Source organism: Arthrobacter sp. AB6 (assembly GCF_031844545.1).
In the GTDB taxonomy this organism is placed as follows: Bacteria; Actinomycetota; Actinomycetes; order Actinomycetales; family Micrococcaceae; genus Arthrobacter.
Map to the genome: position 1 here is coordinate 1 of NZ_JAUZVL010000031.1, position 22,480 is coordinate 22,480.

A 22,480-nucleotide genomic window follows, 5' to 3' on the forward strand; every position below is an offset into this window, starting at 1 on the left:
GCCGGTGCCGGGGTAGGTCCAGAGGGTGCCGTCGGTGTCCCGGGCCAGCAGGTCGGCCAGGCCGTCGCCGGTAAAGTCCCGTGCTGCCGCCACAGGAGCAGGCAGCCAGGCATCACGGCCTGTGTTGAGCAGGCGGTTCGGGGTGCCCGGTGACGCGCCGGCGATAACGTCCGGGACGGCAGCCGAGGTTATTTCCGCGGAAACTCCTGCCGGCGTCTGCCCGGGGTTTTGGGACAGGACTACAGCCGCAGCACCCGCAACGTGCGGGGCTGCCATGGACGTGCCGTTCAAAGTGGCGGTGGCCGTCGTCGAGGTGTGCCCGGCTGACTGGATGCCGACCCCGGGCGCGTAGAGGTCAACACAGCTGCCGTGGTTCGAGAACCACGCCTGGCGGTCCGAGGAATCGCTGGCGGCCACCGTCAGCGCCTCGGGCACCCGTGCGGGTGACCGGGTGCAGGAATCCACCCCGGTGTTGCCTGCGGCCACGACTGTCGTGACGCCGTCACCGATGACGCCCCGGACCGCCGCGTCCACCACGCTGTTGCCGCCGCTGCCAAGGCTGAGGTTTGCGACGGCGGGCGTCCCGGCGGCGTGATGCGCAGCAATCCAGTCAAGGCCCGCGACGACGTCCGAATCGTAGCCGGAACCTTCGCAATCGAGGACGCGGACCGGAACGATGGTGGCGGCCTTCGCCACTCCGAACGTCCTGCCGGCGATGGTTCCCGCGACGTGCGTGCCGTGTCCGTTGCAGTCACTGCTGCCCACGCCGTCCGCGACGGAAGTCCAGCCAGCCGCGACCCGGCCGCCAAAATCCGAGTGGGCAGCCAGCACGCCGGTATCGATGACATAGGCGTTGACGCCGGCGCCGGAGGAAGGCGGCGTGAACGTGCCGGAGAGCGGGAGCGCCTTTTGGTCGATCCGGTCCAGCCCCCACGGCGGCGACTGCTGGGTCTCGTCCAGCGAAACGGGCCCGTCCACCTCGATGGCCGCAATCCGGGGCGAGCGGGCGAGGGCAGCGGCCTGCCCCTTGGTGGCTGTGATGACTGCACCCCGTACCGCGGCGGAGAAGGTTTTTCCCACGGCCACGCCTTGGGAGCGCAGGGCCTGGGCCTCATGGGCGACGTCGGCGCCCGGGGAGAAGCTGATCAGGTACCGTTCCGCGCCGCCCTGGTCCTGCTGGCCGGGAGCCACCGTGAAGGGCGCTGCAGCAGCGGGCACGGCTGCCGGCACTGCAGCGGCTGCAACCGCGAGGGCGCCAAGCGCGCTCAGGAGTCGTTTCGGGAATGGCATGGTGTCCTCCTCAGGACCTGCACGGACGGGTTGGGCAGCTTGACGGTAAACCAGAAGAAGTTCGCAGCGGCGGGACCAGCCGATTGGCTGAGGTGCTGAAGGGCATTGACGCAGTGCACGTTTCGCAGGCTGCGCTCCCGCGGACAAGATCCAGCGTCCCGGCTGGCGGGCGCCACAGTGGCCCCCAAGCCATTCCTTACGCCCCCGTCAGGCTTGAGCGAACAAGTGAACCCGTCCGTTGTCACGCGATCTTGTCTTCCCCCCGGTGTACACCCCGGCTGAGCCCGGAGCCTGTCCCAACGCTGGGTTTCCGCTCAGGAAACCGGGGCGTTGTGACGCAACAAGTTTACAGGAGCAGCCCGGGCCTGTGGCCCCTGCGAGGGCCCGTCGCATGGGTCAGTAGCGAGGAGGGCAAACACGGTGGCGATGGTCTGTGACCACCACCCAGCCGCTCCATGCGCGGGTGTTCGGCGATAGTTGTCAGCGCGCCTGGCTTTCGTCGGTGGGGCTTCAACCGAATACTCGGGCCTGCCGCCCTGGCCGAGGTGCCCAGCCTCGAATAGTGGACGGGAGCTCAAACGGCAATGCCCCCGGCTGCAGCGAAGGCTGCGGCCGGGGGCATTACTGGATTCGGTTGTGCGGGCGTCGCCCGGACGGTGCCTTTAGACGGTGCCTTTAGCGTGGGTCCTGCTGTGGCCCTTGGTGAGGACCAGGGCCAGGGCCACCATACCGGCGCCGAGCAGCAGGTGCAGGCCGTTGTCGAAGGCGTTCAGCGGGACGAAGTTGCCGGCCGAATCCTGCGGGACAACCAGGCCGTAGACAAAGAGGACCAGGTAGATGATGCCGCCGTAGAGCAGGAATGAGCGGGCGCCGCCGGCGGTCTTGGCCAGGACGATGCCGGCAACGCCGAAGAGCAGGTGGACGATGTTGTGCAGGGCGGAGACCTGGAAGAGGCCCAGCAGCATTGCCTCGGAATGCGCGCCGGCGAAGTGCAGCTGTTCGAAGTTGGCCGTGATGCCCGGAACGAATCCCAGGATTCCGACCAGCAGGAATACAGCACCTACGGCCAGTGATGCCTTTTGCACGTTGGTGCGGGTTGCAGTGCCGGTGTTCGTGTGTGTTGCCATGGTGTTTCTCCTGAATGCGATATGGGTTTATGGGTTTAGCTGGTTGTTTTTACCTGCCTGCCCCAAAGGGTTATGCCAGCAATTCGTGCTGTATCGCATTGCGGATGGGTCCGCACTCAAAATGATTTGGCCGGGCCACCATCCAGCCGGTCATGGCCAATAGGAGCACGGCCGCGTCAACGCACTGCCGGAAGTTTGCCGTAAGCGGGCAAAAAGGAGACCCGTGCCCGGAATGTCCGGGCACGGGTCTCCTTTTCTGCGGTCAGCCCTGGTAAGCGGCAGCCGACGCGAAGACGACGATGATGATGATGACGGCGAGCGCCAGCGACAAGTAGCCGATCACTAGGGCGGCGATTGCCAGGCCGCGGCCGCCTTCACCGGTGGTCTTGATCTGGTTCAGGGCGATGTGCCCCAGGATGATGCCGAGCAGGCTGACGAAGAATGACGAGATCAGCGCTGCAATGGCCAGCGTGTTGGTCTTGGCCTGCATGGTTGGCTGCGGGTAGCTCTGGTACTGCGGCTGATACTGAGGTGTGCTCATGAGTGATGCCTTTCGAATCCGAAAACGATGGGTCCCCCCGGCCCGCCTATTGCGGAGCGGCAATCAAAAAGTATCAATATTCCGGGCAGTAAGGACGGTTGAGGCGAAAGAATTCCTCTGGATACTGTGCCAGGCTCAATCACCGGGTTTAGCAAGGCTCAATTGCGCCAGCGCCCAGTCCCAGCGGATCAGCTCCTGCTCCAGCCGAATGCCGGGGGCGTAAGCGTCACTGCGGAGTGCGTCATACAGTTCCGACTCTTCATCGGTCAGCCGCCCCAGAACAGCCCGGAGTGTCCAGCACCGCGTTGTGGAAGAGGGCGAGCACCACGGTGCCCGGAGGAGTGCCATAGAAATCCATGGCGTCCTTGGATTGGGCAGGCGGGCGGACGACGGATGAGCCCTAAGCTGCACGTTACCTCCGACAATTTTCGGCGGCGCGAACAGGATGTATTCCGGATGAAGCACAGGTGCCCTCACGCAGGTGATTGGACGGCGAGGCCTGCCTCTACCGCTGCTGCGAGTAGTTCCGCATCGTAGGCGACCAGGACATCCGCCTGCAGCCGGATTGCGGTGGCCAGGTGGATGGCATGGGCACTCCGCAGCTTGCCGGGCAGCGCTGCCGCATACATGAGGTCCGGACGTGAAACGTCCACAAGGTTGATTCCGCTTAGTGCCGTGTTGATGAGTTCGCCCGGTATTCCACGGCGGCGCCCCGCGCAGTGAAGCTCAGTGTAGAGGAGCATGGAGGCGGCCAGTACGTCCCCCTGTGAGGCCGCTGCCGACAGGTAGCCGGCAGTCGCCGCTGATTCGTCTTCGGCGATCACCAGCTTAAGGACAGCAGAGGTGTCCACATAGATGATCAACGGTCCCCGCGAAGATCGTCCAAAATTTCAGCAGTGCTGGCCTGCGAAGTCATACGCGGCAAGGAACGGAAGTCGACGGGACCGGCCTTTGCAGGCCGGACCTGGCCCGCCAGCAGGAGCCGTTCAAAGGGAGACGCCGAAGGAGGGATCAACGTTGCCGCGACCTCGCCGTTGTTGGTGACGTCGATAGTTTCGCCGTTCTTGACGCGCTCAAGGATTTTACTGCTGTTATTGCGTAGCTCACGGTGCGGAATAGTAGTCATGCCTGCCTCCGTAGCAATTGTCGCAAAAGGAAGGGTCCGAAGATAAGTATCAACCTGTCTCCGCCTGCTCCCAGTGCCGCCGGAGCAATTCAGCCAGCCGCTTGGGCTCGATCCGGTGGGGAGGATCAAAGTGGTGGCGCTTGGGGAACACTTCCAGATGGAAATCCGGGAAGAACACCCGGGCCAGCCGGGCGGCGATCTCGCCGTAGTCATCAGGGTTGCTCAGGCCGCCCAGGGCGAAGAACACGGGCGGTTGAAAGGCGGCCAAGCGGGCCCTGTCCAGGTGGTAGCTCTTGAAGGTCCGCAGGAAGGCCTTGATACCCGCGGGCCGCTTGGCCATCCACGGGGGCGGGGCACCGGGCGGCGGGGGCGGAAGGACGACGTCGTGCCTCACTCCCAGCCTCATGAAGGCGGGCATGAACTGCTCGGGCGGGAGCGTTTCCAGCCGCTCGTACTGTTTCCAGAGTTCGGTGTGGGCAGGGCTCCAGTCCCAGTTCCCGGCCCAGGCGGGCTCCAGCAGTGCCAGGCTGAGCAGCCTGTCAGGATGTTTTGCGGCGAAGGCCAGGGCAGCCGCGCCGCCGCCGGAGTACCCGAGAAGGTGGAAGGTCTCCCATCCGAGGGCATCAGCCTCCCGCAGCACGCCGTCGATCTCGGTGTCCAGGCTCCAGCCGGGCGGCGGTTCGTCGTCCGCGTAGAGCTCCAGGTCCTTGGCGACCGCCTGCACATCGGGTCCCAGGGCTTCAATCAGCGGGCCGTAGGCCTCATCGGCGGGGAGGACGGCGCCCGGCAGCAGGATGACCCGAATCGGTTTCATGGAAGGAACCCTACGCCGGGGCCGGCTGTTGGCAAGGGGTGCGTTCGCACGGCTTCAGCCGCCCAGGCCGGCGATGTGGCCGGCCACGTATTTGGCGTCGTCGCCCACCAGTGCCAGGGTGGCCGAGGCGTGCCTCGTCAGCCAGGGCAGTCCGACGGCGTACAGGCCGGTGACGTCCGTGACGCCCCGGGAGTGCCGGGGGTAGTTCCACTCATCCAGCACCGGGATGTCCAGGAAGCTGAAGTCCAGGCCGTACCCGGTGGCCCAGATGACTGCCGTGATGCCCTCCGCGTCCAGGTCCAGCCGTGCCCCGGATTCCGGGGGGAGCCATGAATCGGTCCGCGGCGTTTCCGGGGCCGGCGCATCGATGCCGGCCGCGGCGATGTAGGCGTCCGCCATCAGCTTCAGGCGCTGGCCGAACCCTGCCTCAACCAACGCCAGGCGTTCGGGGAGGTCGTCGCTGAAGGTGAGGACGCCGTCGTCAATTCCCTCAAAGCGGCCGTGCAGCCGGACGCCGCGGCGGCCCAGGTCCCGCACGCGGATGCTGTGGCCGCCGTCGTTGCCGGAAACCAGCGGATTGCACAGGAAACGCGCCGCGGGGGAGGGGAGCTGGTCCACCTGGAAACCGTTGATGCCGTGCTCGGGCCCGTGCAGGTTGACCTGCAGGATCCAGTGGAAGACGTCCTGGCCCCGGTACCGGCGCGGCGCCTCGGGGCAGGTTGAGACAGCCAGGTGCACCACCCGGCCGGCCGCCAGCAGGTCCTCGGTAATCTGCCCGCCTGACTGTCCGGTGCCCACCACCAGCACTGCGCCGTCCGGCAGCTGCTGCGGATTGCGGTACTCGTGGCTGTGCAGCTGGAGCACATGCGGGGGAAGGCCGGCCGACGCCGCCGGGATGCGCGGCAGCTGGAAGGCTCCGTTCGCCAGCACGACGTTCTGTGCCGCGAACTGCCCGCCTGTGCTTTCCACGCTGAATCCGCCGTCAGCCCGGCCAATCCGGGTGGCTTCGGTGCCCAGCCGCACCGGCGCCGAAATCCGCTGAGCGTAATCACGGAACAGGTTGATGACGGCGTCGCGGGGGAGGAAAGCGTCAGGCTCGGGACCGTCGTAGGTCAGGCCCGGCAGCATGAAGGAGAAGTTGGGCGTGTTCAGGTAGAACGAATCCCAGCGGTCCTGCCATGCCCCGCCCAAGGCATCCCGCCGCTCCAGCACCTGGTGCTCCACGCCGTGCCGCGTCAGCCAGTAGCTGGTAGCAAGGCCGGCCTGCCCGGCCCCGATCACCAGGGTGTTCACCCGTTGCGGTATCTCCATGGTTTGCTCCCGCAGGTCAAGAGGCGGACAGGATCTGCTGCTGGCAGGATATGCCCGGATGGGTGCCGTGGTAAGTGCTGCTCCAAATCTCCTGTAGTGTTGATCCTGTTGTTGTGTTTATGCAGTTGGTAGTTCAGGCAGTACGCGCGGTCGAAAGTCCGCGTTCTTCTGAAGTAGCGGTTTTGAACACCCCACACCGGAGGGCCCGAAAGTCGGGACTTTCCCTCCACCTTCACGAAGGACAAAAATAATGGCTACTGGTACCGTCAAATGGTTTAACGCTGAAAAGGGCTTCGGCTTCATTTCCCCCGATGACTCCTCACAGGACGTTTTCGCACACTACTCTGCGATCAACTCCAACGGCTTCCGCTCCCTCGAAGAGAACCAGAAGGTTTCCTTCGACACCGAGCAGGGCCCCAAGGGTCCCCAGGCCACCAACATCCAGGCCCTCTAATTCATTAGGGAATCTGGGGCCTTCGGGTTTCGAATTTTGAAAAAGCAGGGCCGGTCAGCTGACCGGCCCTGCTTTTGCTTAACCCGGCTGTGCTGCCAGATCAGCGCTGCAGGACCTTCTCCGGCTCTGGAAAGATGGCCCTATGCGGTCCGCCGCACGCGTCCCCGCTCCGCATCAGCATTGAAGACACCGAGCCAGGGATCTGGCGCCGCCTGCGCGTTTCCCGCCGCCCTGACAGTGGAAGAGTTCCATCTTGCCGTGCAGGCGGCCTTCGGCTGGGAGGACCGCCACCTTTACGCCGTCAGGTGCGTAGATCCCCGCGGGAACGGGCGCGTGGTTGCAGGGCCCCGCGACGCAACGGAGGGGTTGGAGGCAGAGACGGCCTCCGCCGTCGTCCTTTCCGACCTGATGGATCCCCGGAAGCCGGGCAGGGCCTGTGAGTACGAGTACGACTTCGGCGACGGCTGGACTCATCAGGTTGAGTTGCTCGGGCCGGCCGAACTGGCTTGCGGCGAGCTCCAGTGCGTGGGCGGCGCCAACCGTTGTCCCATGAGGATTCCGGCGGGCCGGAAGGATATGCCAACCTGGTCCGCGTCCTCGCGGACCGGCACCATCCGGAAAATGGCGATGCCTGAGAGACACGGCGGTCCGTGCACAGACGTGCAGCGGCCATGAACGGCGATGCGACGGCAGTACCGGCAGAAAAAGCTACTGATTAGTAACAACGCTTGTGGAATGCCCCCTGAACCTGGCCGCGCCCAGTGCAAACGGCGGGCGGTCCCGGCCGCACGTTCGTGCAGAACCCGCCGCGGCCGCCCGGTCCTGCCTAGCCTTTAAAGGGTCCGGGCAGGAACGCGGCCCGCAGCACAAGCTCCGGCTCATGCCCGGCCCATCCCGCTGACACGCAAACGAAGAGGTTTATATGTCACTGCTCAAAAAGGCACTGTCCCTGGCCGCGACTGCCGTCCTGGCCGGTTCCCTCGCCGCGGCACCCGCCCAGGCGGACGTCGTCGAAATTTCCCCGCCCGGCGCCAACGACTGGTCCTGCAAGCCGTCCGCCGAGCACCCCTACCCTGTCATCCTGGTCCCCGGGACCTTCGAAAGCATGGCAAAAAACTGGTCCACCCTCTCGCCGTACCTGAAGAGCGAAGGGTACTGCGTCTTTGCGCTTAACTATGGTGAGACGAACGGCATCTACGCCACCGCGCCGGTAGCGGAATCCGCGAAGGAACTCGCCCCGTTTGTCGACGCTGTCCGCGCAGCCACCGGCGCGAAGAAGGTGGACCTCGTGGGCCACAGCCAGGGCGGCATGATGCCCCGCTACTACATGGGCTTCCTCGGCGGCGCCAAAAACGTCAACCAGCTCGTTGGCATCGCCCCCTCGAACCACGGCACGGAAGGAGTGATTCTTCCTCCGCCGGACGTCGTGGCGGACCCGGACTACACGGCTCTCGGGTGCGCGGCGTGCGCCGACCAGCAGGCAGGGTCGCCGTTCATGCAGGAACTCAACTCCATCGGGGACACTGTTGCCGGGCCGTCCTACACCGTGATTTCCACCGTCTACGACGAAGTGGTGATTCCCTACAACAGCCAGTTCCTGTCCGGCCCGGCGCGGCAGGTTACCAACATCACCATCCAGGACAAGTGCCCGGCGGATGTGTTTGAGCACGACCAGACGCCGAATGACCCCGTGGTGCACCAGATCGTTGCCCATGCCCTGGGCAGGACGTCAGGGCCGGCGGATCCGGCCTACCAGCCCCGCTGCATCTAGCAGCGGGCCGCCGCTTCGCTACTTGTCCGGGTCCGGGTCCCGGACGTCCTTTTCGCCGATGTCCGCCGCGCCCAGGGCTGCCGCCGCCGCGCTGTGGACCGGTTCGTGTTCGCGGACCCGGATCTCGGGGTGGTGCAGGTCCAGGGCGGGCCGCTCCGAACGGATCCGGGGCAGGGACGTGAAGTTGTGCCGTGGAGGCGGGCAGGACGTGGCCCATTCCAGCGAGGCGCCGAAGCCCCAGGGATCGTCCACGGTGACCTTCTTCCCCGCCCGCCAGGTGATGTAGACGTTCCAGAAGAACGGAATCAGGGAGGCGCCCAACAGGAAGGAACTGAAGGTGGAGAACTGGTTCATCAAGGTGAAGTTGTCCTCCACCAGGTAGTCCGCGTACCGGCGGGGCATGCCCATGACGCCCAGCCAGTGCTGGATGAGGAATGTGCCATGGAAGCCAACGAGCAGCATCCAGAAGTGGATCTTGCCCAGGCGTTCATTGAGCATGGTGCCGGTGAACTTGGGCCACCAGAAGTAGAACCCGGCGAACATCGCGAACACCACGGTGCCGAACACCACGTAGTGGAAGTGCGCCACCACGAAGTAGGAGTCCGAGACGTGGAAGTCCAGCGGCGGGGACGCCAGGATGATGCCGGTCAGGCCGCCGAACAGGAAGGTGATCAGGAAGCCGATGCTCCAGAGCATCGGGGTTTCGAACGTCAGGGAACCGCCCCACATGGTGCCGATCCAGTTGAAGAACTTCACGCCGGTGGGGACTGCGATCAGCATGGTCATGAAGGCGAAGAACGGCAGCAGCACGGATCCGGTGACGTACATGTGGTGTGCCCATACCGTCATGGATAGGGCGGCGATGGCAATGGTGGCGTAGACCAGGCCCTTGTAGCCGAAGATCGGTTTGCGGCTGAAGACCGGGAAGATCTCCGAGACGATGCCGAAGAACGGCAGCGCGATGATGTATACCTCGGGGTGGCCGAAGAACCAGAACAGGTGCTGCCAGAGGATGGCGCCGCCGTTTTCGGGATCGTAGATGTGGGCTCCGAAGCGGCGGTCCGCGCCGAGGGCGAAGAGTGCTGCCGCCAGCGGCGGGAACGCCATGATCACCAGGATGGCCGTCACCAGGGTGTTCCAGGTGAAGATCGGCATCCGCCACATGGTCAGGCCGGGGGCGCGCATGCAGATGATGGTGGTGATGAAGTTGACCGCACCCAGGATGGTGCCGAAGCCGGACAGCGCCAGGCCGAACACCCACAGGTCACCGCCGATGCCGGGACTGAAGGTGGTATCGGACAGCGGCGCGTAGGCGAACCAGCCGAACGACGCCGCGCCCTGCGGGGTGATGAAGCCGGACACCGCAATGGTGGAACCGAAGAGGAAGAACCAGAAGGCCAGCGCGTTCAGCCGCGGGAACGCGACGTCCGGCGCGCCGATCTGCAGCGGCATGATCACGTTCGCGAACCCGGCGAAGAGCGGCGTTGCGAACATCAGCAGCATGATGATGCCGTGCATGGTGAACAGCTGGTTGTACTGCTCCTTGGTCTGCAGGACCTGCATGCCGGGCTCGAACAGTTCGGCCCGGATCAGCAGCGCCATCACGCCGCCCATGCAGAAGAACGCAAAGGACGTGATCAGGTACATGTACCCGATGGTCTTGTGGTCCGTGGTGGTAAGCCAGTTGACCACGATGCTGCCCTTGCGCCGGGGTACCACGGCCGGCGCAGCCGTAGCGGCGAGCCCTTCACCTGAACGTCCGGTAGTGGTCATCGTTCCACCTCGCAGATCTCCTGGATGGCGCTGGAGGCCCCTTGCGTAAGCCCTACTTTGAAGGCTACTCAGGATCCCGGTGTCCGGGAAGGGCCTTGATGAGGCACCGCCGCGCTAATGCAGCCCCATCGCGTTCCGGACCTCGTCCAGGATGTGGTGCATTGCTGATTCAGCCGCCGCCGTGTCCCCGCCCGCCACGGCTGCAGCCACGTCCTCATGCGCCCGCAGCGCCTCGTTCCGCGGCTTGAACGGCATCAGCCCCTGCTGCGTCCGGCTGGTCAGCACCTCCGCGACCATGCCCTCAAGTGCCCGGAACATCTCGTTTCCGCAGCTTCGCAGCAGCAGCTGGTGGAACTCGATATCGGCCGCCAGGAACCCCTGGAGGTCGCCGGCATCGCCCAGGCGCCGGAGCTCCGCCGCAAGGGCAACAAGCTGGGCGCGTTCAGCGGCGCTGGCCCGGCGCGCTGCGCCCGCGGCGGCAATGGGCTCGACGGCGATGCGCAGCTCCGTGAGGCTGCTGTACTGGGCCTCACGCCGGTCCGAGGCCAGCCGCCAGCGCACCAGCTTGGGGTCAAAGACGTTCCAGAACCGGCGCTCCTGCACCACGATGCCCACCCGGCGCCGCGAATAGACCAGGTTCATCGATTCCAGGACCTTCATGGTGTCCCGGGCAACGGTCCGGGAAATTCCGTACTCCTGCTGGAGCCCCTCCAGGGTAAGCCTGCTGCCCGGGGCCAGCTTCGCGGAGGCGATGGCGACGCCGACCGCCTCCAAAACGCGCTCATGCATCGCGGGGGAGGCCCCGCCGTCGTGCGCCTCATCCGCGCCCTCAACTGTCGCCGTCGACATGTTTTCCGCCTCTCTCTGCGCCGGAGCGCACCTCCAGAATAGCGAATAAAACCGGAAAGGTATGACCTGTGACACGCAAAGATAGTATTTATCTTCTCCAAAGGTGATACCTTATGGCGTAGCCCACGCAACGACGGGCACGCAGCGAGCTTCTTCGAAAGCCAAAGACGTCTTCTCCGGAGGTATGAACATGCAGAATCCACCCATGCATCTCGTGGTGATGGGCGTCGCCGGGTCCGGCAAAACCACCTTGGCGGCGGCCCTGTCCGGGCAGCTGGGCTGGGCCTGCGCCGAGGCGGACGAGTTCCACCCGGACGCGAACATCGCCAAGATGTCCCGGGGCATCCCGCTGCAGGACGAGGACCGCTGGCCGTGGCTCCAGGAAATCCGCGCCTGGATGACCGCACAGGCCCGGGCAGGCCGCAGTACGGTCATCACCTGCTCCGCCCTGAAGAAAAGCTACCGCCAGCTCCTGTCGGAGGCGGAGGGACGCGTCATCTTCCTCCACCTCGACGGCGGTGCGGACCTTATCAGCCAGCGCATGCAGGGCCGCGAGGGCCACTTCATGCCGCCCGCCCTGCTGCCGAGCCAGCTGGCCACCCTCGAGCCGCTCAGCCAGGAAGAGCTCGACGCCGGCAGCCTCCGCCTGGACGTCGCGCAGTCACCCGAACGGCTGGTCGCCGCCGTCGTACAGGCCCTTCACCTTTCCTCCGGCCCGGCGCCCAGCGCGTCCTGACCACCCCTGACCCCCAACAAATCCTGCTTCAAAGGAGAACCATGACCATCGAAGGATGGACCCAAACACTCGGCGCAGGCCCGCTGCTGCTCATCGCCGCGGCAGCGATCCTCGTCCTGCTGTTCCTGATCATCAGGCTGCGCATGCACGCCCTGTTGGCGCTGATCCTGGTCAGCCTCGCCACCGCCTTCGCCACCGGCATCCCCGCAAACCAGGTGGTCCCGGTGCTGATCAACGGCTTCGGCACGACGCTCGGCACGGTGGCACTCCTGGTGGGCCTGGGCGCGATGCTCGGCCGCATCGTGGAAACCAGCGGCGGCGCCAAGGTGCTGGCCGACTACCTCATTGGCGTCTTCGGCGAAAAGCGCGCCCCGTTCGCGCTGGGCCTGGCCTCGCTGATCTTCGGCTTCCCCATCTTCTTCGACGCCGGCCTGGTGGTCATGCTGCCCGTGGTCTTCGCTGTGGCCCACCGCTTGGGCGGGGGAGTGCTCCGCTACGGCCTGCCCGCCGCCGGCGCATTTTCCGTGATGCACATTTTCCTGCCGCCGCACCCGGGTCCGGTGTCCGCAGCGGCCTTCTTCGACGCCAACATTGGCCTGGTGACCATCGCCGGCCTCATCGTCGCCATCCCCACCTGGTACGTCACCGCCTACCTGTACGGCCTCTACACCGGCAAGAAGCTGGTCCTTCCCGTGCCGGAAATCCTGGGCCACGCCACCGCCGAAGCCGAGTCGCACCCGCCGCGCTTCCGCACCATCGTGGGCCTGCTGCTCCTGCCGTTGGTCCTGATCTTCATGAACACCGGGCTGAACACCCTGGCTTCCTCCAACGTCCTGCCCGCAGGCGTCAAGAACGAGCAGTGGTACCAGGTCCTGCGCACCCTCGGCGAAACCCCCGTGGCACTGCTGATCGCCGTGCTGGTGGCCATGTTCGTGCTGGGCGCCAAGCGGGGCAAGGACGCGGGCGCGCTTGAGAAGTTGCTCGAATCATCCCTGGGCCCGGTCTGCTCCGTCATCCTGATCACCGGCGCTGGCGGCATGTTCGGCGGCGTCCTGCGGACCTCCGGCATTGGCCAGGCACTGGCCGACGTCCTGGGCGACCTGGGTATCCCGCTCATCCTCGCCGGTTTCCTGATCTCCGCCATCCTGCGCATCGCCCAGGGTTCGGCCACCGTGGCGCTTACCACCACCGCCGGCCTGATCGCCCCCGCTGTTGCCCTGGCGGGGCTGAACGGGATGCAGGTTGCCGCCCTGGTGATTGCCGTGGCTGCCGGCTCCGTGGTGGTCTCCCACGTCAACGACTCCGGCTTCTGGCTGGTGGGCCGCTTCTTCGGCATGGACGTCAAGACCACCCTGAAGACCTGGACGGTGATGGAAACCCTCATCGGCGTGATGGGCTTCGCCATCGCCGCGGTGATCTTCCTGGTGGCCGGCCTGGCGGGTTAGCCTGCCGAATTAAGGCGCCCCCTCCCCAACTAAGTAGCGCCAAGTGTCGTTTTGGACCCCCAAAACGACACTTGGCGCTACTTACTTTTTTAGTGCGTGCCGGAGATACCCCAACGTGGACGGATCACCCTCCTTAGTAAGGGGTAGCCGAGGGGCTTCAGGTTGGCGACCGGCTGCACTACCTTTCTCCTATGGCCATGGGCAAGCAAAGGTGCTCTGACCCCCAATAGGAATTTCTACTCAGAAGGAGTGGGAAAGGTCATGAATCAACCAACCAAGATTTTCCTGGCCGTTCTCGTAGTGCTGCTCGTAGCGGCCGGGGCGGCACTTTTTGTCACTGAAAGCACTAGGAGGAGCAGGGCGGCGGAGTACACCCCCCAGGTCAATCCCGCAGATTTCAGCACCAAGATCACGAACAAATACTTTGCCCTTCCGGTCGGCAAAAAGTTGACCTATGAGACCGTTGAGCAGGGGAAGGTCACCGAGACGATCGAAATCGAAATCCTGCAGGAGACCAAGACCATTGAGGGTGTTGAGACCGTCATTTACCTGGACAGGGAATTCAAGAACGGGCAGCTCGTGGAGGAAACCCGGGATTATCTGGCGCAGCACAAAAACGGCGACGTGTGGTATTTCGGCGAGGACGTGAACAACTTCTGGAATGGGATTTTGATCAACCACTCCGGCAGCTTTCTCCACGGGAAAGACGGGGCGCAGGCGGGGATCTGGATGAAGGCCGAGCAGCGCGTGGGTGACTCCTACCGGCAGGAGTTCTACGCAGGCTATGCGGAAGATATGCGGGACACCCTCGCCGTCGGCGAGACGGTCTCCACAAAATCCGGCACCTACACGGACTGCGTCAAGGTCTACGACTGGACTCCGCTTGAAAAGAATGCACGGGAGCACAAGTACCACTGCCCCCAGGTCGGTGCCCTGGTGCTTACCGAGGACCTGGAAACGGGCAGCCGTTCAGAACTAGTGAGTGTCGTCCAGCCCTAGGCTTCCGGCAGCGGACGCCTGGCAGCGGAAGGTCCGGCCTGTGTGCCGGCCGGACCTTCCGCTGGAACCGGCTTTCGAGCCTAACCGCGCGCCTGCAGCCCGGGCACGCCGTCCTGGATCGCGAACGAGGCCTTCGTCGAAACGGGGGCGCCGGGCGTCGTGACATAGTCCACCGTCCGGAAGTCTGCGGTCATCGCATCGCGGGTAATGCGTGTGTTCACGTAGCCGCGGTTGTCGTTGAAGAACTTCAGGTGCGGGTTCCAGGCCGTCACCGGGTCGGTGGTGGAGCCGGTGCCGTTGCCGGTGGAGGTGATCGATGTGCACACCAGTTCCGAGCCGACCACGGCGGAAGCGGGATCCTTGTAGTCCACCTTGAGATCGTTGGCCCAGTTGCGGTGCACGTCGCCGGTAAGTACGACGGCGTTGCGCACGTTGGCGTCCACCCAGCCCTGGGTGATGCGGCGGCGTGAGGAGGCATACCCGTCCCAGCCGTCCATCGAGACGTCATCGATCTCGGGCGCCTGGTTGCGGTCGCGCTCGGCGAAGAACACCTGCTGGCCCAGGATGTCCCAGCGCTGGGTGGAGTTCCGGAAACCGTCCAGCAGCCACTTCTCCTGTTCGGCGCCGGTGATGGTGCGGTTCTCGGCCAGGCGCTCGGCGACGTTCTTCTTCCAGCCGTCGCCCGCGAGCTGGTCGTCGCGGTACTGCCGGGTGTCCATCATGTGGAAGTTGGCCAGCTGGCCCCACTGGATGGTGCGGTAGATCTTCATGTCGAAGCCGGCCGGTACGGATGAAGCCCGCAGCGGCATGTTTTCGTAGTACGCCTGGAAGGCGGCGGCGCGGCGCTGCCGGAAGCGCTCCGTGGTGTCGTTCATCTGGTTGGGGTCGCGGTTCTCGGGAACCTCGTCCGCCCAGTTGTTGTCCACCTCGTGGTCATCCCAGACCACGAGCCACGGCGCGATCGCGTGCGCTGCCTGCAGGTCGGCGTCGGACTTGTACTGTGCGTGCCGCTGGCGGTAGCCGGCAAGGCTCACAGTCTCAGGGCCCTGGTGGTCGCGCGGGTTGCCGCCGCCGATCACGTAGCTGCCCTTCTTGTACTCGTACAGGTAGTCGCCCAGGTGCAGCACCAGGTCCGGGTGGTCCTCGGCAAGGCGGGTGTAGGCGGTGAAGTAGCCGTGCTCGTACTGCGAACAGCTGGCAAACGCCATGGCCAGGGACGCAGGCGTCTCGTGCAGCGCCGGGGCGGTCAGGGTTCGGCCGGTTGCGCTGATGTGGCGTCCGCTGCGGAACCGGTAGAAGTATTCGCGGCCCGGCCTGAGGCCCTTCAGTTCCACGTGGACGGAGTGGGCGGTTTCGATCCCGGCCTGCTCGACGCCGCGGGCTACTACCGTGCGCATGCCCTCGTCTTCGGCCACCTCCCAGGCCACCGGGACCTGGCGGGAGGGCATGCCGCCCAAGCCGTCCTCGGCCAGGGGATCCAGCGCCAGGCGGGTCCAGATCACGAAGCCGTCCGGCCACGGCTCGCCCGACGCGATGCCGAGCATAAAGGGATCGGTGCGGAGGCCGGCGTCGTCCGCTGTTGAAACGGCGACGGCGGCACCCGGCAGGGCGGCGACGAGGCCTGCCCCGAGGCCGGCGGAAATCAGGGATCTGCGTGAGATGTTATCCATGCCTCCGACCGTAGGAAGGCCGGTTGGACGGGTGCTGAGGGCGGCATGAATGACTGGTTAACTGCGTGACAAGAACTGTCTTGTTCGCCGCCGTATCCTTGGACCGTGACCCTCCTACAAGCTGTCTTTTCGTTTGCGTTGGTTGCGGGGCTGCTGACCCTGATTCCCGGCCTGGACACTGCCCTGGTGCTGCGCTCCTCGATCTCGAAGTCCCGGCGCTACGCCTTTGCCACGGCCGCGGGCATCAGCACCGGCGCGATGCTGTGGGGAGTCGCCGCAGCCGTGGGCGTATCTGCGCTACTGGCCGCATCCGAGTTCGCCTACCGCGTGGTGACTATTGCCGGCGCCGCCTACATGGTGTGGCTGGGACTGTCCCTGCTGTGGAAGAGCCGCAGGCAGGCCAGCGCGCCCGCTGCACCGGCCGGCCAGAACGATGTGCCGGCGGCGGGCAGGGATGACCTGTACAAGGGCTGGTTCACGGGGACCGTGACAAACCTCCTGAACCCCAAAGTTGGCGTGTTCTACGTAGCCACCATTCCGCAGTTCATGCCGGCCGGAGCCTCTCCCTTGCTGGTGGGCACGCTGCTCGCCGGCGTCCACTGCGTCCTGGCGATGGCATGGTTCACCCTCCTGATCTTCGGCACGGGGTACGCCTCCCGCTGGCTCAAGGGCGCACGCAGCATCCGGATCATCGACGGGATCACGGGAACGGTCATGGTGGGATTCGGGCTAAGGCTCGTCCTCGAACCCGCCCACTAGCTACTTGCCTGCCGTCCGGGACTTCGCGGCCTTCGGCTCCTTCGGCGGCAGCCCCGCCACGTACTCGAAGGCCTTGTGGATCCACGCCTTGGCCCGGGCGTCGTCGCCGTCGCCTTCCTCGTTCCACACCTCCGGCAATCCTGTGTAGCCGCCCATGGGCCGCTCCGCCGGGCCGAAGGGGACGGTCCGCTCCGCGCCTTCGAGCTGCTGCCTGTCCTCCGGTGAGAGCTTGATCCCGACGGTGGACCCGAACAGGCCGGCGAACATGTTGCCATTAACAAACGCACCGAGGTTGCCGAACATCGGTTTCACCACCACGCCGGGGCCGTCCGGCACCAGGGACCGGAAGCGCTCCTTGTCCGCGTCCGACGCTTTGGGCATTTCCATGGTTTCCCCCCCGGGTTCGGCTGGCTGGTCTGTGCAGGATATGCCCTCTTGTCCGCGCCGGGGAACACCTGCCGCGCCGCCGTCGTTGTGCCGGTAGTGCAGCATGCCCAACCCGGGCGCCGCGACTTCCCCAACCGAAGGACACCCCTTGACTCCTCGCACCATCGTGATCACCGGCGCCAGCGACGGCATCGGCGCAGCAGCCGCGCGGACGCTGGCCAAGGCAGGGGAGCAGGTGGTCGTCGTCGGCCGTTCCGCGGAGAAGACCCGGGCCATTGCCAAGGAACTGGACGCCGACTACTTTGTCAGCGACTTCGCGGAGCTCGCGCAGGTGCGCGCCCTCGCCGCCCAGCTGAAGTCCGACTACCCGCGCATCGACGTTCTGGCCAACAACGCCGGCGGCATCATGGGCAAGCGCACCCTCACCGTTGACGGCAACGAGTCCACGTTCCAGGTCAACCACCTGGCGCCGTTCCTGCTTACCACGCTGCTGATGGACACCCTGGTTGCCAGCAACGCAAAAGTCATCAACACCTCCAGCGGCGCCAACAACTTCGGCAAGCTGGACCTGTTCGACCTCACGGCGGAGCACACCTACTCCACCAACCGCGCCTACGGCACCGGCAAGCTCGCCAACATCCTTTTCACCTCCGAGCTGCACCGTCGCTTCGGCGAGCAGGGAATCACGACGGCGGCATTCCACCCGGGCGTGGTCCGCACAAATTTTGCGGCCGAGTCCAGCAGTCCGTTCCGGCACGCCTACAAGACGCTGCTGAACCGCTTCATGCTCACGCCGGACCAGGGCGCGGACACCCTCCTCTGGCTGGTCAACGGCACGGCGGGCAAGGACTGGATCTCCGGCGCGTACTACTACAAGCGCGCCCTGGCCAAGGCCAACCCCCAGGCCTACGACGCCGAGCTGGCGCGCGGTCTGTGGGAGGCGAGCGAAGCGCTCGTTGCGGCCCGCTGAGTTCTTGCAACTGGGTAGCGCCAAGTGTCGTTTTGAGCCCCCAAAACGACACTTGGCGCTACCTAGTTGGGCCGGGGGCGGGCCTGCTGCACATCGGCCGCGGCCTCTGACTGTCCCCGCGCATGAAGCCCTGCCACCACACCGTCAATGTCCGCCTCGGACCGGTTCTGGCTCAGCTTGGCCTTGGCCTCGATCCGGGTGATGACCAGTTCGACCCCCACGATGGCCCGCAGCTGCCCGGCGATGTACCGGCCAGGGGCGTCATCCACGCTCCACGGGTGGGCGAAGCCGGCCTCGTGCAGTCCCGTGAGGCGCCGGACCTGCCGGTCCAGCCATTCCGGGTCGTCGTGGATCACCAGCCGTCCGTAGACGTGTGCCGTGGTGTAGTTCCAAGTGGGCACAACGCGTCCGTGCTCGGCCTTGGACGCGTACCAGGACGGGGAAACGTAGGCGTCCGCTCCCTGGATGATGGCCAGGGCATCCCCGGCGGCGGGCTGGGACCACTGCGTGTTGTTCCGCGCAACGTGCCCCTGCAGCGCGCCGTGCTCGCCGGAGTCGGGATCGTAAACGAAGGGCAGGAGCGTGGCGAGGAGGCCGTGCGGGGTCATCGTGACCAGGTTCGCGGCTCCCGGGCGGGTGAGGAGGTCCTGCACGGTTGCGGGGACCGCGGCAAAGTGGGCTGGAACGTACATGCGGTTAATCCTTTGCTGGCTGGAGGACGGTGCTGGGGAGGACGGTGCTGGGGAGGGCGTCGGGCGCGGGCCTGAACCGGACCCGGACTGCGGCTCCGGCGCATAGAATGACGGTCAGCCCGCCGAGGACCGTGGACCATGTCAGGCCCTCGCCCAGCAGGAGCGCCGCCCAGCAGATGCTGAGCACAGGCTGGATGAGCTGGATCTGGCTGACCCGGGCAATAGGGCCGATGGCCAGGCCGCGGTACCAGGCAAAGAACCCCAGGAACATGCTCACCACGGCGAGGTACGCGAAAGCGGCCCACTGCGCCGGGGTTGCGGACGGCGGCTGCTGGATGGCGGAGACGGCGGCCGCGGCCAGCATCAGCGGCAAAGCGAGGATCAGCGCCCAGGAAATGGTCTGCCAGGAACCCAGTTCACGGGCAAGCAGGCCCCCCTCTGCGTAGCCGACTGCAGCAGCCGCCACTGAACCCAGGAGCAGCAGGTCCGCCCAGTGCAGGACGCCCAAGCCGCCGGACTGCAGGGAAGCGAAGGCGATGACCGCGAAGGCGCCGAGGCCGCTGATGAGCCAGAAAGCAAGCGGCGGGCGTTCCCGCCCGCGGATAACGGCGGCCGTCGCAGTTGCCGCAGGGAGCAAGGCGATGACCACGGCGCCGTGGCTTGCCGGGGTGCTGGTCAGGGCAAAGGAGGTCAGTAGCGGAAAGCCAATCACGACGCCAGCCGCCACCACCGCCAGGCGCAGCCACTGCGTTCCGCGGGGGAGTCGTTGCCGGCTAAGGGCCAGGGCGGACGCCGCCAGGATGCCGGCCACCACAGCCCGGCCGGAGCCGATGAACAGCGGGGACAGCCCCGCAACGGCAACCTTCGTGAGCGGTACGGTGAAGGAAAAGGCTGCCACGCCCGCCAGGCCCAGCCACAGCCCGGACGGCTGCGGCCTTAGTATCACTGTGCGGGAAGGCAGGGTAGCGCTACTATTGTCTTTCATGAACAACGATAGCAGTTCGCGGATAGTGGCGCACCTGAAATCCTGGATCTCTTCAGCCGCGCCGGGAGCGAAACTGCCGTCCACCCGTTCCCTCGTGGCCGAGTACCACGCCAGCCCGGTCACCGTGCAGAAGGCCCTGCAGACCCTCACGGCCCAGGGCCTCATTGAAAGCCGCCCCGGCGTGGGGACGTTCGTGCGGGCTGTCCGTATGGCGCGCCCGTCCGACTACGGATGGCAGACGGCGGCGCTCCGCTCGCCGTCGGCGGCGCTGCCGCCGGCTTCTGCCACCATGCGGGACGTGCCGCTTGGCGCCATCGCCTTCCACTCCGGCTATCCTGCCCGCGAGCTCCTCCCGGAGCGGTTGGTGCGGGCGGCCCTTGCCCGGGCCTCCCGCGGTGACGCGGCACTGTCCAGGCCGCCCGCCGCCGGCCTGCCCGAACTGCAGTCGTGGTTCGCCCACGAGCTCAGCACGTCGACGCCGGCGGGAATTTCGCCGCCGAACCCAAGCGACGTCGTCGTACTCCCCGGCAGCCAGAGCGGGCTGAGCTCCATCTTCAGCGCGCTGGTGGGCAGGGGACAGCCGTTGCTGATGGAGTCACCGTCCTACTGGGGGGCCATCCTCGCCGCCGCGCAGGCGGGCGTCCGCGTGGTCCCGGTGCCCAGCGGCCCGGAAGGGCCGGATGCCATGGAGCTTGCCCGCGCCTTTGACGAGTCCGGGGCGCGGGTTTTCTACGCGCAGCCCAACTATGCAAACCCCACCGGCGCGCAGTGGGCTTCGGAACGCCGCGACGAGGTCCTGGACGTGGTCCGCGCGAAGGGCGCGTTCCTGGTGGAGGACGACTGGGCACACGACTTTGGCATCAGCTCCAGCCCCGTGCCCGTAGCGTCCCGCGACGATTCCGGGCACGTCGTCTACCTGCGCTCGCTGACCAAGAGCGTGTCCACTTCCATCCGGGTGGCGGCGCTCATTGCCCGCGGGCCGGCACGGGAGCGCATCCTTGCAGACCGGGCCGCCGAATCGATGTACGTGAGCGGACTGCTGCAGGCGGCCGCGCTCGACGTCGTCACGCAACCAGGGTGGCAGACGCACCTGCGCAGCCTGCGCCACCAGCTTGAATCCCGCAGGGACCTGCTGGTCACCAGCGTGCGGGAGCATATCCCCCGGGCACACCTTGAGCAGGTGCCGAGAGGCGGGCTCCACCTGTGGTTGCGGCTTCCAGACGGAACGGACCTGGCGCGCCTGGCCCGGGACTGCGAAGCCGCCGGGGTCATTATTGCCCCTGGCGACGAGTGGTTCCCGGCTGAGCCTGCGGGTCCTTTCGTCCGGCTCAACTACTCCGGCACGAATCCGGGCGCCTTCCCGGAAGGCGCCCGGATCATTGGCCAGATGCTGGAGCGGAACCTGGCCTGGGAGTCAGCTGGCAAGGACCGCGCAGACGTCAGTGGCCGTCCCGGATGAACTGACCAGGGTCCACACACCCTCGGTGCTGATGGTGTGAACGACCCTTCCGCACTCACTAACCTTGCGGAGTGCAAGGAACAGGCAGGCGACTGCGTGACCGCCGAACGGCTTCTGCTTGAGGCTGTGGACGCGTCGCTGAAACTCCGGGCCCACGGGAACCTCGCTGCATCTCTTGAATCACTGGCTGGAGTCTATGCCGGGCAGAACCGCCTGGAGTTCGCCATCAGGTTGCTTGCAGCAGCTAATGCTTACCGGTGGGAGCACGTGCGGCCCTTGAACGCGGAGGAAGAGAAACGCGTGGCAACCATCACCGCGCGCGTCCGGGCGGAAGCCGGTCCTATCCGTTTTGGGCTTGCCTGGGCCGGCGGAAAATCCCTCACCATAAGGCAGGCGGTCAACGAGGTGCTGCAGGGCGCACGCCACACCGGAGTCCCGCCGGGCGCTGCCCGCCCGGCAGACGCGTATCCATCAACCCCGGGGAGCGCCGTGGACCCGGCGCCGTGGTCCTGACTCATAGTCCTGACCGCGACCCATAGTCGTGGCCCCGGGGTCCGTGTCCACCCGGGTCAGTCCTTCGTGTCCTCGGCGTGGTGTTCCTCGGAGTGTGCTGCCTTTTCGCGGGCCTCAATCTGGTGCTGCTCAAGTTTCGCTTCGGCATCCCTGCGCCGGTAGCCGATGGACCGGGCCTGTTCAGGCGTGGGATGCCGGTGCTCCCGTTCCCAGGCATGGTCATTGACGCCGGTACCCGGGACTGCCTCGTCATCAGGACTGTTGGTTTCTTCATCCATATTCAAACCCTTTCACAGACCCGGTGCGGATAGTAGGGCCTACGCCCCGAGCCTCCCGTAGGTGCTGATCACGTTGCCTTTGCTGGTCCGGGACTCGTCCTGCAGCACCAGCCGGGTGGTAGGGTCGCCGTCCTGGAACAGGCGCCGGCCGGTTCCCGTTCCTCCAGCGGCGCGTCCATCAGCCGCGAGTTGTGCCACTCCAGCGGCTCCGCCAGGGTCCGCGACGCCACAAACTTCTCCACCGGGTTGATGAAGGCGGCAAGTCCTCGTCCACCGACGCATTGGGCCAGTAGGCTGCCCACTCCTGGTAGCTCACCCGGCCCAGCACCACGGTGTCCACCGTTTCCATCATGGTGCTCAGGCCGGCTCCCAGTTCGTCGTCGAAGCTGTCGAACTGGAACCTGTAGGGATCGGAGACCACCCCGTCCACGGAGTGGAACAGGCCGGCAGTGACTTTGCGCATGGGGACCTTTCGGGAATGCCTTTCGAGTGGACAGGCAACACGCTAGTGCGCCCTCCCGGCGAGCGGAA

At 66.0% G+C, this 22,480-nt stretch carries 25 protein-coding genes and 1 pseudogene; 10 read left to right on the forward strand and 16 right to left on the reverse strand.

Annotation, left to right across the window (positions count from 1 at the left end; all coding sequences use genetic code 11):
- From Q9R30_RS17985 to Q9R30_RS18015, 8 genes are all read right to left on the reverse strand, one after another.
- Positions 1–1,290, reverse strand: a 1,290-nt coding sequence (locus Q9R30_RS17985) for a S8 family peptidase (protein WP_311218442.1), incomplete at its 3' end; no start/stop codon positions are given.
- Between the two features lie 662 nt (positions 1,291–1,952).
- Entirely contained in the window at positions 1,953–2,417 is a 465-nt protein-coding gene (locus Q9R30_RS17990; RefSeq protein ID WP_311218443.1) for a DUF4383 domain-containing protein, read from the reverse strand.
- A gap of 262 nt (positions 2,418–2,679) precedes the next feature.
- On the reverse strand, positions 2,680–2,958 hold the full coding sequence (locus tag Q9R30_RS17995; RefSeq protein WP_104997116.1) for a DUF4190 domain-containing protein: 279 nt from the start codon (positions 2,956–2,958) through the stop codon (positions 2,680–2,682).
- Positions 2,959–3,093: 135 nt separating this feature from the next.
- Positions 3,094–3,306, reverse strand: a complete 213-nt coding sequence (locus Q9R30_RS19385) for a Wadjet anti-phage system protein JetD domain-containing protein (protein WP_396136744.1) — start codon at positions 3,304–3,306, stop codon at positions 3,094–3,096.
- 125 nt (positions 3,307–3,431) lie between these two features.
- Positions 3,432–3,809, reverse strand: coding sequence for a type II toxin-antitoxin system VapC family toxin (locus Q9R30_RS18000; protein ID WP_311218444.1), 378 nt, complete (start codon positions 3,807–3,809; stop codon positions 3,432–3,434).
- A gap of 8 nt (positions 3,810–3,817) precedes the next feature.
- Positions 3,818–4,084, reverse strand: a complete 267-nt coding sequence (locus Q9R30_RS18005) for a type II toxin-antitoxin system Phd/YefM family antitoxin (RefSeq protein WP_104997117.1) — start codon at positions 4,082–4,084, stop codon at positions 3,818–3,820.
- Positions 4,085–4,133: 49 nt separating this feature from the next.
- Positions 4,134–4,898 (reverse strand): alpha/beta hydrolase, encoded by a 765-nt coding sequence (locus Q9R30_RS18010; protein WP_311218445.1) that lies wholly within the window; start codon positions 4,896–4,898, stop codon positions 4,134–4,136.
- 54 nt (positions 4,899–4,952) lie between these two features.
- Positions 4,953–6,209 carry an NAD(P)/FAD-dependent oxidoreductase gene (locus Q9R30_RS18015; protein ID WP_311218446.1) on the reverse strand — a complete coding sequence of 419 codons (1,257 nt, stop codon included), beginning with the start codon at positions 6,207–6,209 and terminating at the stop codon, positions 4,953–4,955.
- Positions 6,210–6,459: 250 nt separating this feature from the next.
- Here Q9R30_RS18015 and Q9R30_RS18020 point away from each other — a divergent pair, with 250 nt between their 5' ends.
- The 3 genes from Q9R30_RS18020 to Q9R30_RS18030 all read left to right on the forward strand — a co-directional run bounded on the left by Q9R30_RS18020 (position 6,460) and on the right by Q9R30_RS18030 (position 8,434).
- Entirely contained in the window at positions 6,460–6,663 is a 204-nt protein-coding gene (locus Q9R30_RS18020; protein ID WP_009372930.1) for a cold-shock protein, read from the forward strand.
- Between the two features lie 180 nt (positions 6,664–6,843).
- Positions 6,844–7,338, forward strand: a complete 495-nt coding sequence (locus Q9R30_RS18025) for an IS1096 element passenger TnpR family protein (protein ID WP_311218447.1) — start codon at positions 6,844–6,846, stop codon at positions 7,336–7,338.
- Positions 7,339–7,585: 247 nt separating this feature from the next.
- Entirely contained in the window at positions 7,586–8,434 is an 849-nt protein-coding gene (locus Q9R30_RS18030) for an alpha/beta fold hydrolase (protein ID WP_311218448.1), read from the forward strand.
- Positions 8,435–8,452: 18 nt separating this feature from the next.
- Here Q9R30_RS18030 and ctaD read toward each other — a convergent pair whose 3' ends face one another.
- Positions 8,453–10,207: a cytochrome c oxidase subunit I gene (gene ctaD / locus Q9R30_RS18035; protein ID WP_311218449.1), complete on the reverse strand. Its 1,755-nt coding sequence runs from the start codon at positions 10,205–10,207 to the stop codon at positions 8,453–8,455.
- 114 nt (positions 10,208–10,321) lie between these two features.
- Entirely contained in the window at positions 10,322–11,056 is a 735-nt protein-coding gene (locus Q9R30_RS18040; protein ID WP_311218450.1) for an FCD domain-containing protein, read from the reverse strand.
- Positions 11,057–11,246: 190 nt separating this feature from the next.
- On the opposite strand from Q9R30_RS18040, the gene Q9R30_RS18045 reads away from it, so the two are divergent.
- The 3 genes from Q9R30_RS18045 (at position 11,247) to Q9R30_RS18055 (ending at position 14,236) form a co-directional block, all read left to right on the forward strand.
- Positions 11,247–11,792, forward strand: a complete 546-nt coding sequence (locus tag Q9R30_RS18045; protein ID WP_311218451.1) for a gluconokinase — start codon at positions 11,247–11,249, stop codon at positions 11,790–11,792.
- Positions 11,793–11,833: 41 nt separating this feature from the next.
- The gene (locus Q9R30_RS18050) at positions 11,834–13,237 is read left to right on the forward strand and encodes a GntP family permease (RefSeq protein ID WP_104997124.1); all 1,404 of its coding nucleotides are present in this window, start codon (positions 11,834–11,836) and stop codon (positions 13,235–13,237) included.
- 249 nt (positions 13,238–13,486) lie between these two features.
- Complete coding sequence (locus Q9R30_RS18055) at positions 13,487–14,236, forward strand: hypothetical protein (protein ID WP_311218452.1); 750 nt, start codon at positions 13,487–13,489, stop codon at positions 14,234–14,236.
- A gap of 80 nt (positions 14,237–14,316) precedes the next feature.
- Here the strand turns inward: Q9R30_RS18055 and Q9R30_RS18060 are convergent, their stop codons facing one another.
- On the reverse strand, positions 14,317–15,906 hold the full coding sequence (locus Q9R30_RS18060; protein ID WP_104997125.1) for an alkaline phosphatase: 1,590 nt from the start codon (positions 15,904–15,906) through the stop codon (positions 14,317–14,319).
- Between the two features lie 105 nt (positions 15,907–16,011).
- On the opposite strand from Q9R30_RS18060, the gene Q9R30_RS18065 reads away from it, so the two are divergent.
- Entirely contained in the window at positions 16,012–16,665 is a 654-nt protein-coding gene (locus tag Q9R30_RS18065) for a LysE family translocator (protein WP_311218453.1), read from the forward strand.
- Here the strand turns inward: Q9R30_RS18065 and Q9R30_RS18070 are convergent, their stop codons facing one another.
- Positions 16,666–17,052 (reverse strand): TfoX/Sxy family protein, encoded by a 387-nt coding sequence (locus Q9R30_RS18070; protein ID WP_104997127.1) that lies wholly within the window; start codon positions 17,050–17,052, stop codon positions 16,666–16,668.
- Positions 17,053–17,200: 148 nt separating this feature from the next.
- Between Q9R30_RS18070 and Q9R30_RS18075 the strand changes: the two genes are divergently transcribed.
- Positions 17,201–18,022 carry an SDR family NAD(P)-dependent oxidoreductase gene (locus Q9R30_RS18075; RefSeq protein ID WP_311218454.1) on the forward strand — a complete coding sequence of 274 codons (822 nt, stop codon included), beginning with the start codon at positions 17,201–17,203 and terminating at the stop codon, positions 18,020–18,022.
- 62 nt (positions 18,023–18,084) lie between these two features.
- Here the strand turns inward: Q9R30_RS18075 and Q9R30_RS18080 are convergent, their stop codons facing one another.
- Both Q9R30_RS18080 and Q9R30_RS18085 read right to left on the reverse strand, forming a co-directional pair.
- On the reverse strand, positions 18,085–18,714 hold the full coding sequence (locus tag Q9R30_RS18080; RefSeq protein WP_311218455.1) for an FMN-binding negative transcriptional regulator: 630 nt from the start codon (positions 18,712–18,714) through the stop codon (positions 18,085–18,087).
- Between the two features lie 4 nt (positions 18,715–18,718).
- Positions 18,719–19,699, reverse strand: coding sequence for a DMT family transporter (locus Q9R30_RS18085; RefSeq protein ID WP_311218456.1), 981 nt, complete (start codon positions 19,697–19,699; stop codon positions 18,719–18,721).
- Here Q9R30_RS18085 and Q9R30_RS18090 point away from each other — a divergent pair.
- Positions 19,698–21,158 carry a PLP-dependent aminotransferase family protein gene (locus Q9R30_RS18090; protein WP_311218457.1) on the forward strand — a complete coding sequence of 487 codons (1,461 nt, stop codon included), beginning with the start codon at positions 19,698–19,700 and terminating at the stop codon, positions 21,156–21,158. The genes Q9R30_RS18085 and Q9R30_RS18090 overlap by 2 nt on opposite strands.
- A 36-nt stretch (positions 21,159–21,194) precedes the next feature.
- Entirely contained in the window at positions 21,195–21,671 is a 477-nt protein-coding gene (locus Q9R30_RS18095) for a tetratricopeptide repeat protein (protein ID WP_311218458.1), read from the forward strand.
- 56 nt (positions 21,672–21,727) lie between these two features.
- On the opposite strand, the gene Q9R30_RS18100 is transcribed toward Q9R30_RS18095, so the two are convergent.
- Both Q9R30_RS18100 and Q9R30_RS18105 read right to left on the reverse strand, forming a co-directional pair.
- Positions 21,728–21,949: a hypothetical protein gene (locus Q9R30_RS18100; RefSeq protein WP_104997132.1), complete on the reverse strand. Its 222-nt coding sequence runs from the start codon at positions 21,947–21,949 to the stop codon at positions 21,728–21,730.
- 39 nt (positions 21,950–21,988) lie between these two features.
- Positions 21,989–22,412: pseudogene (locus Q9R30_RS18105) on the reverse strand (dihydrofolate reductase family protein).
- Between the last annotated feature and the right edge of the window lie 68 nt (positions 22,413–22,480).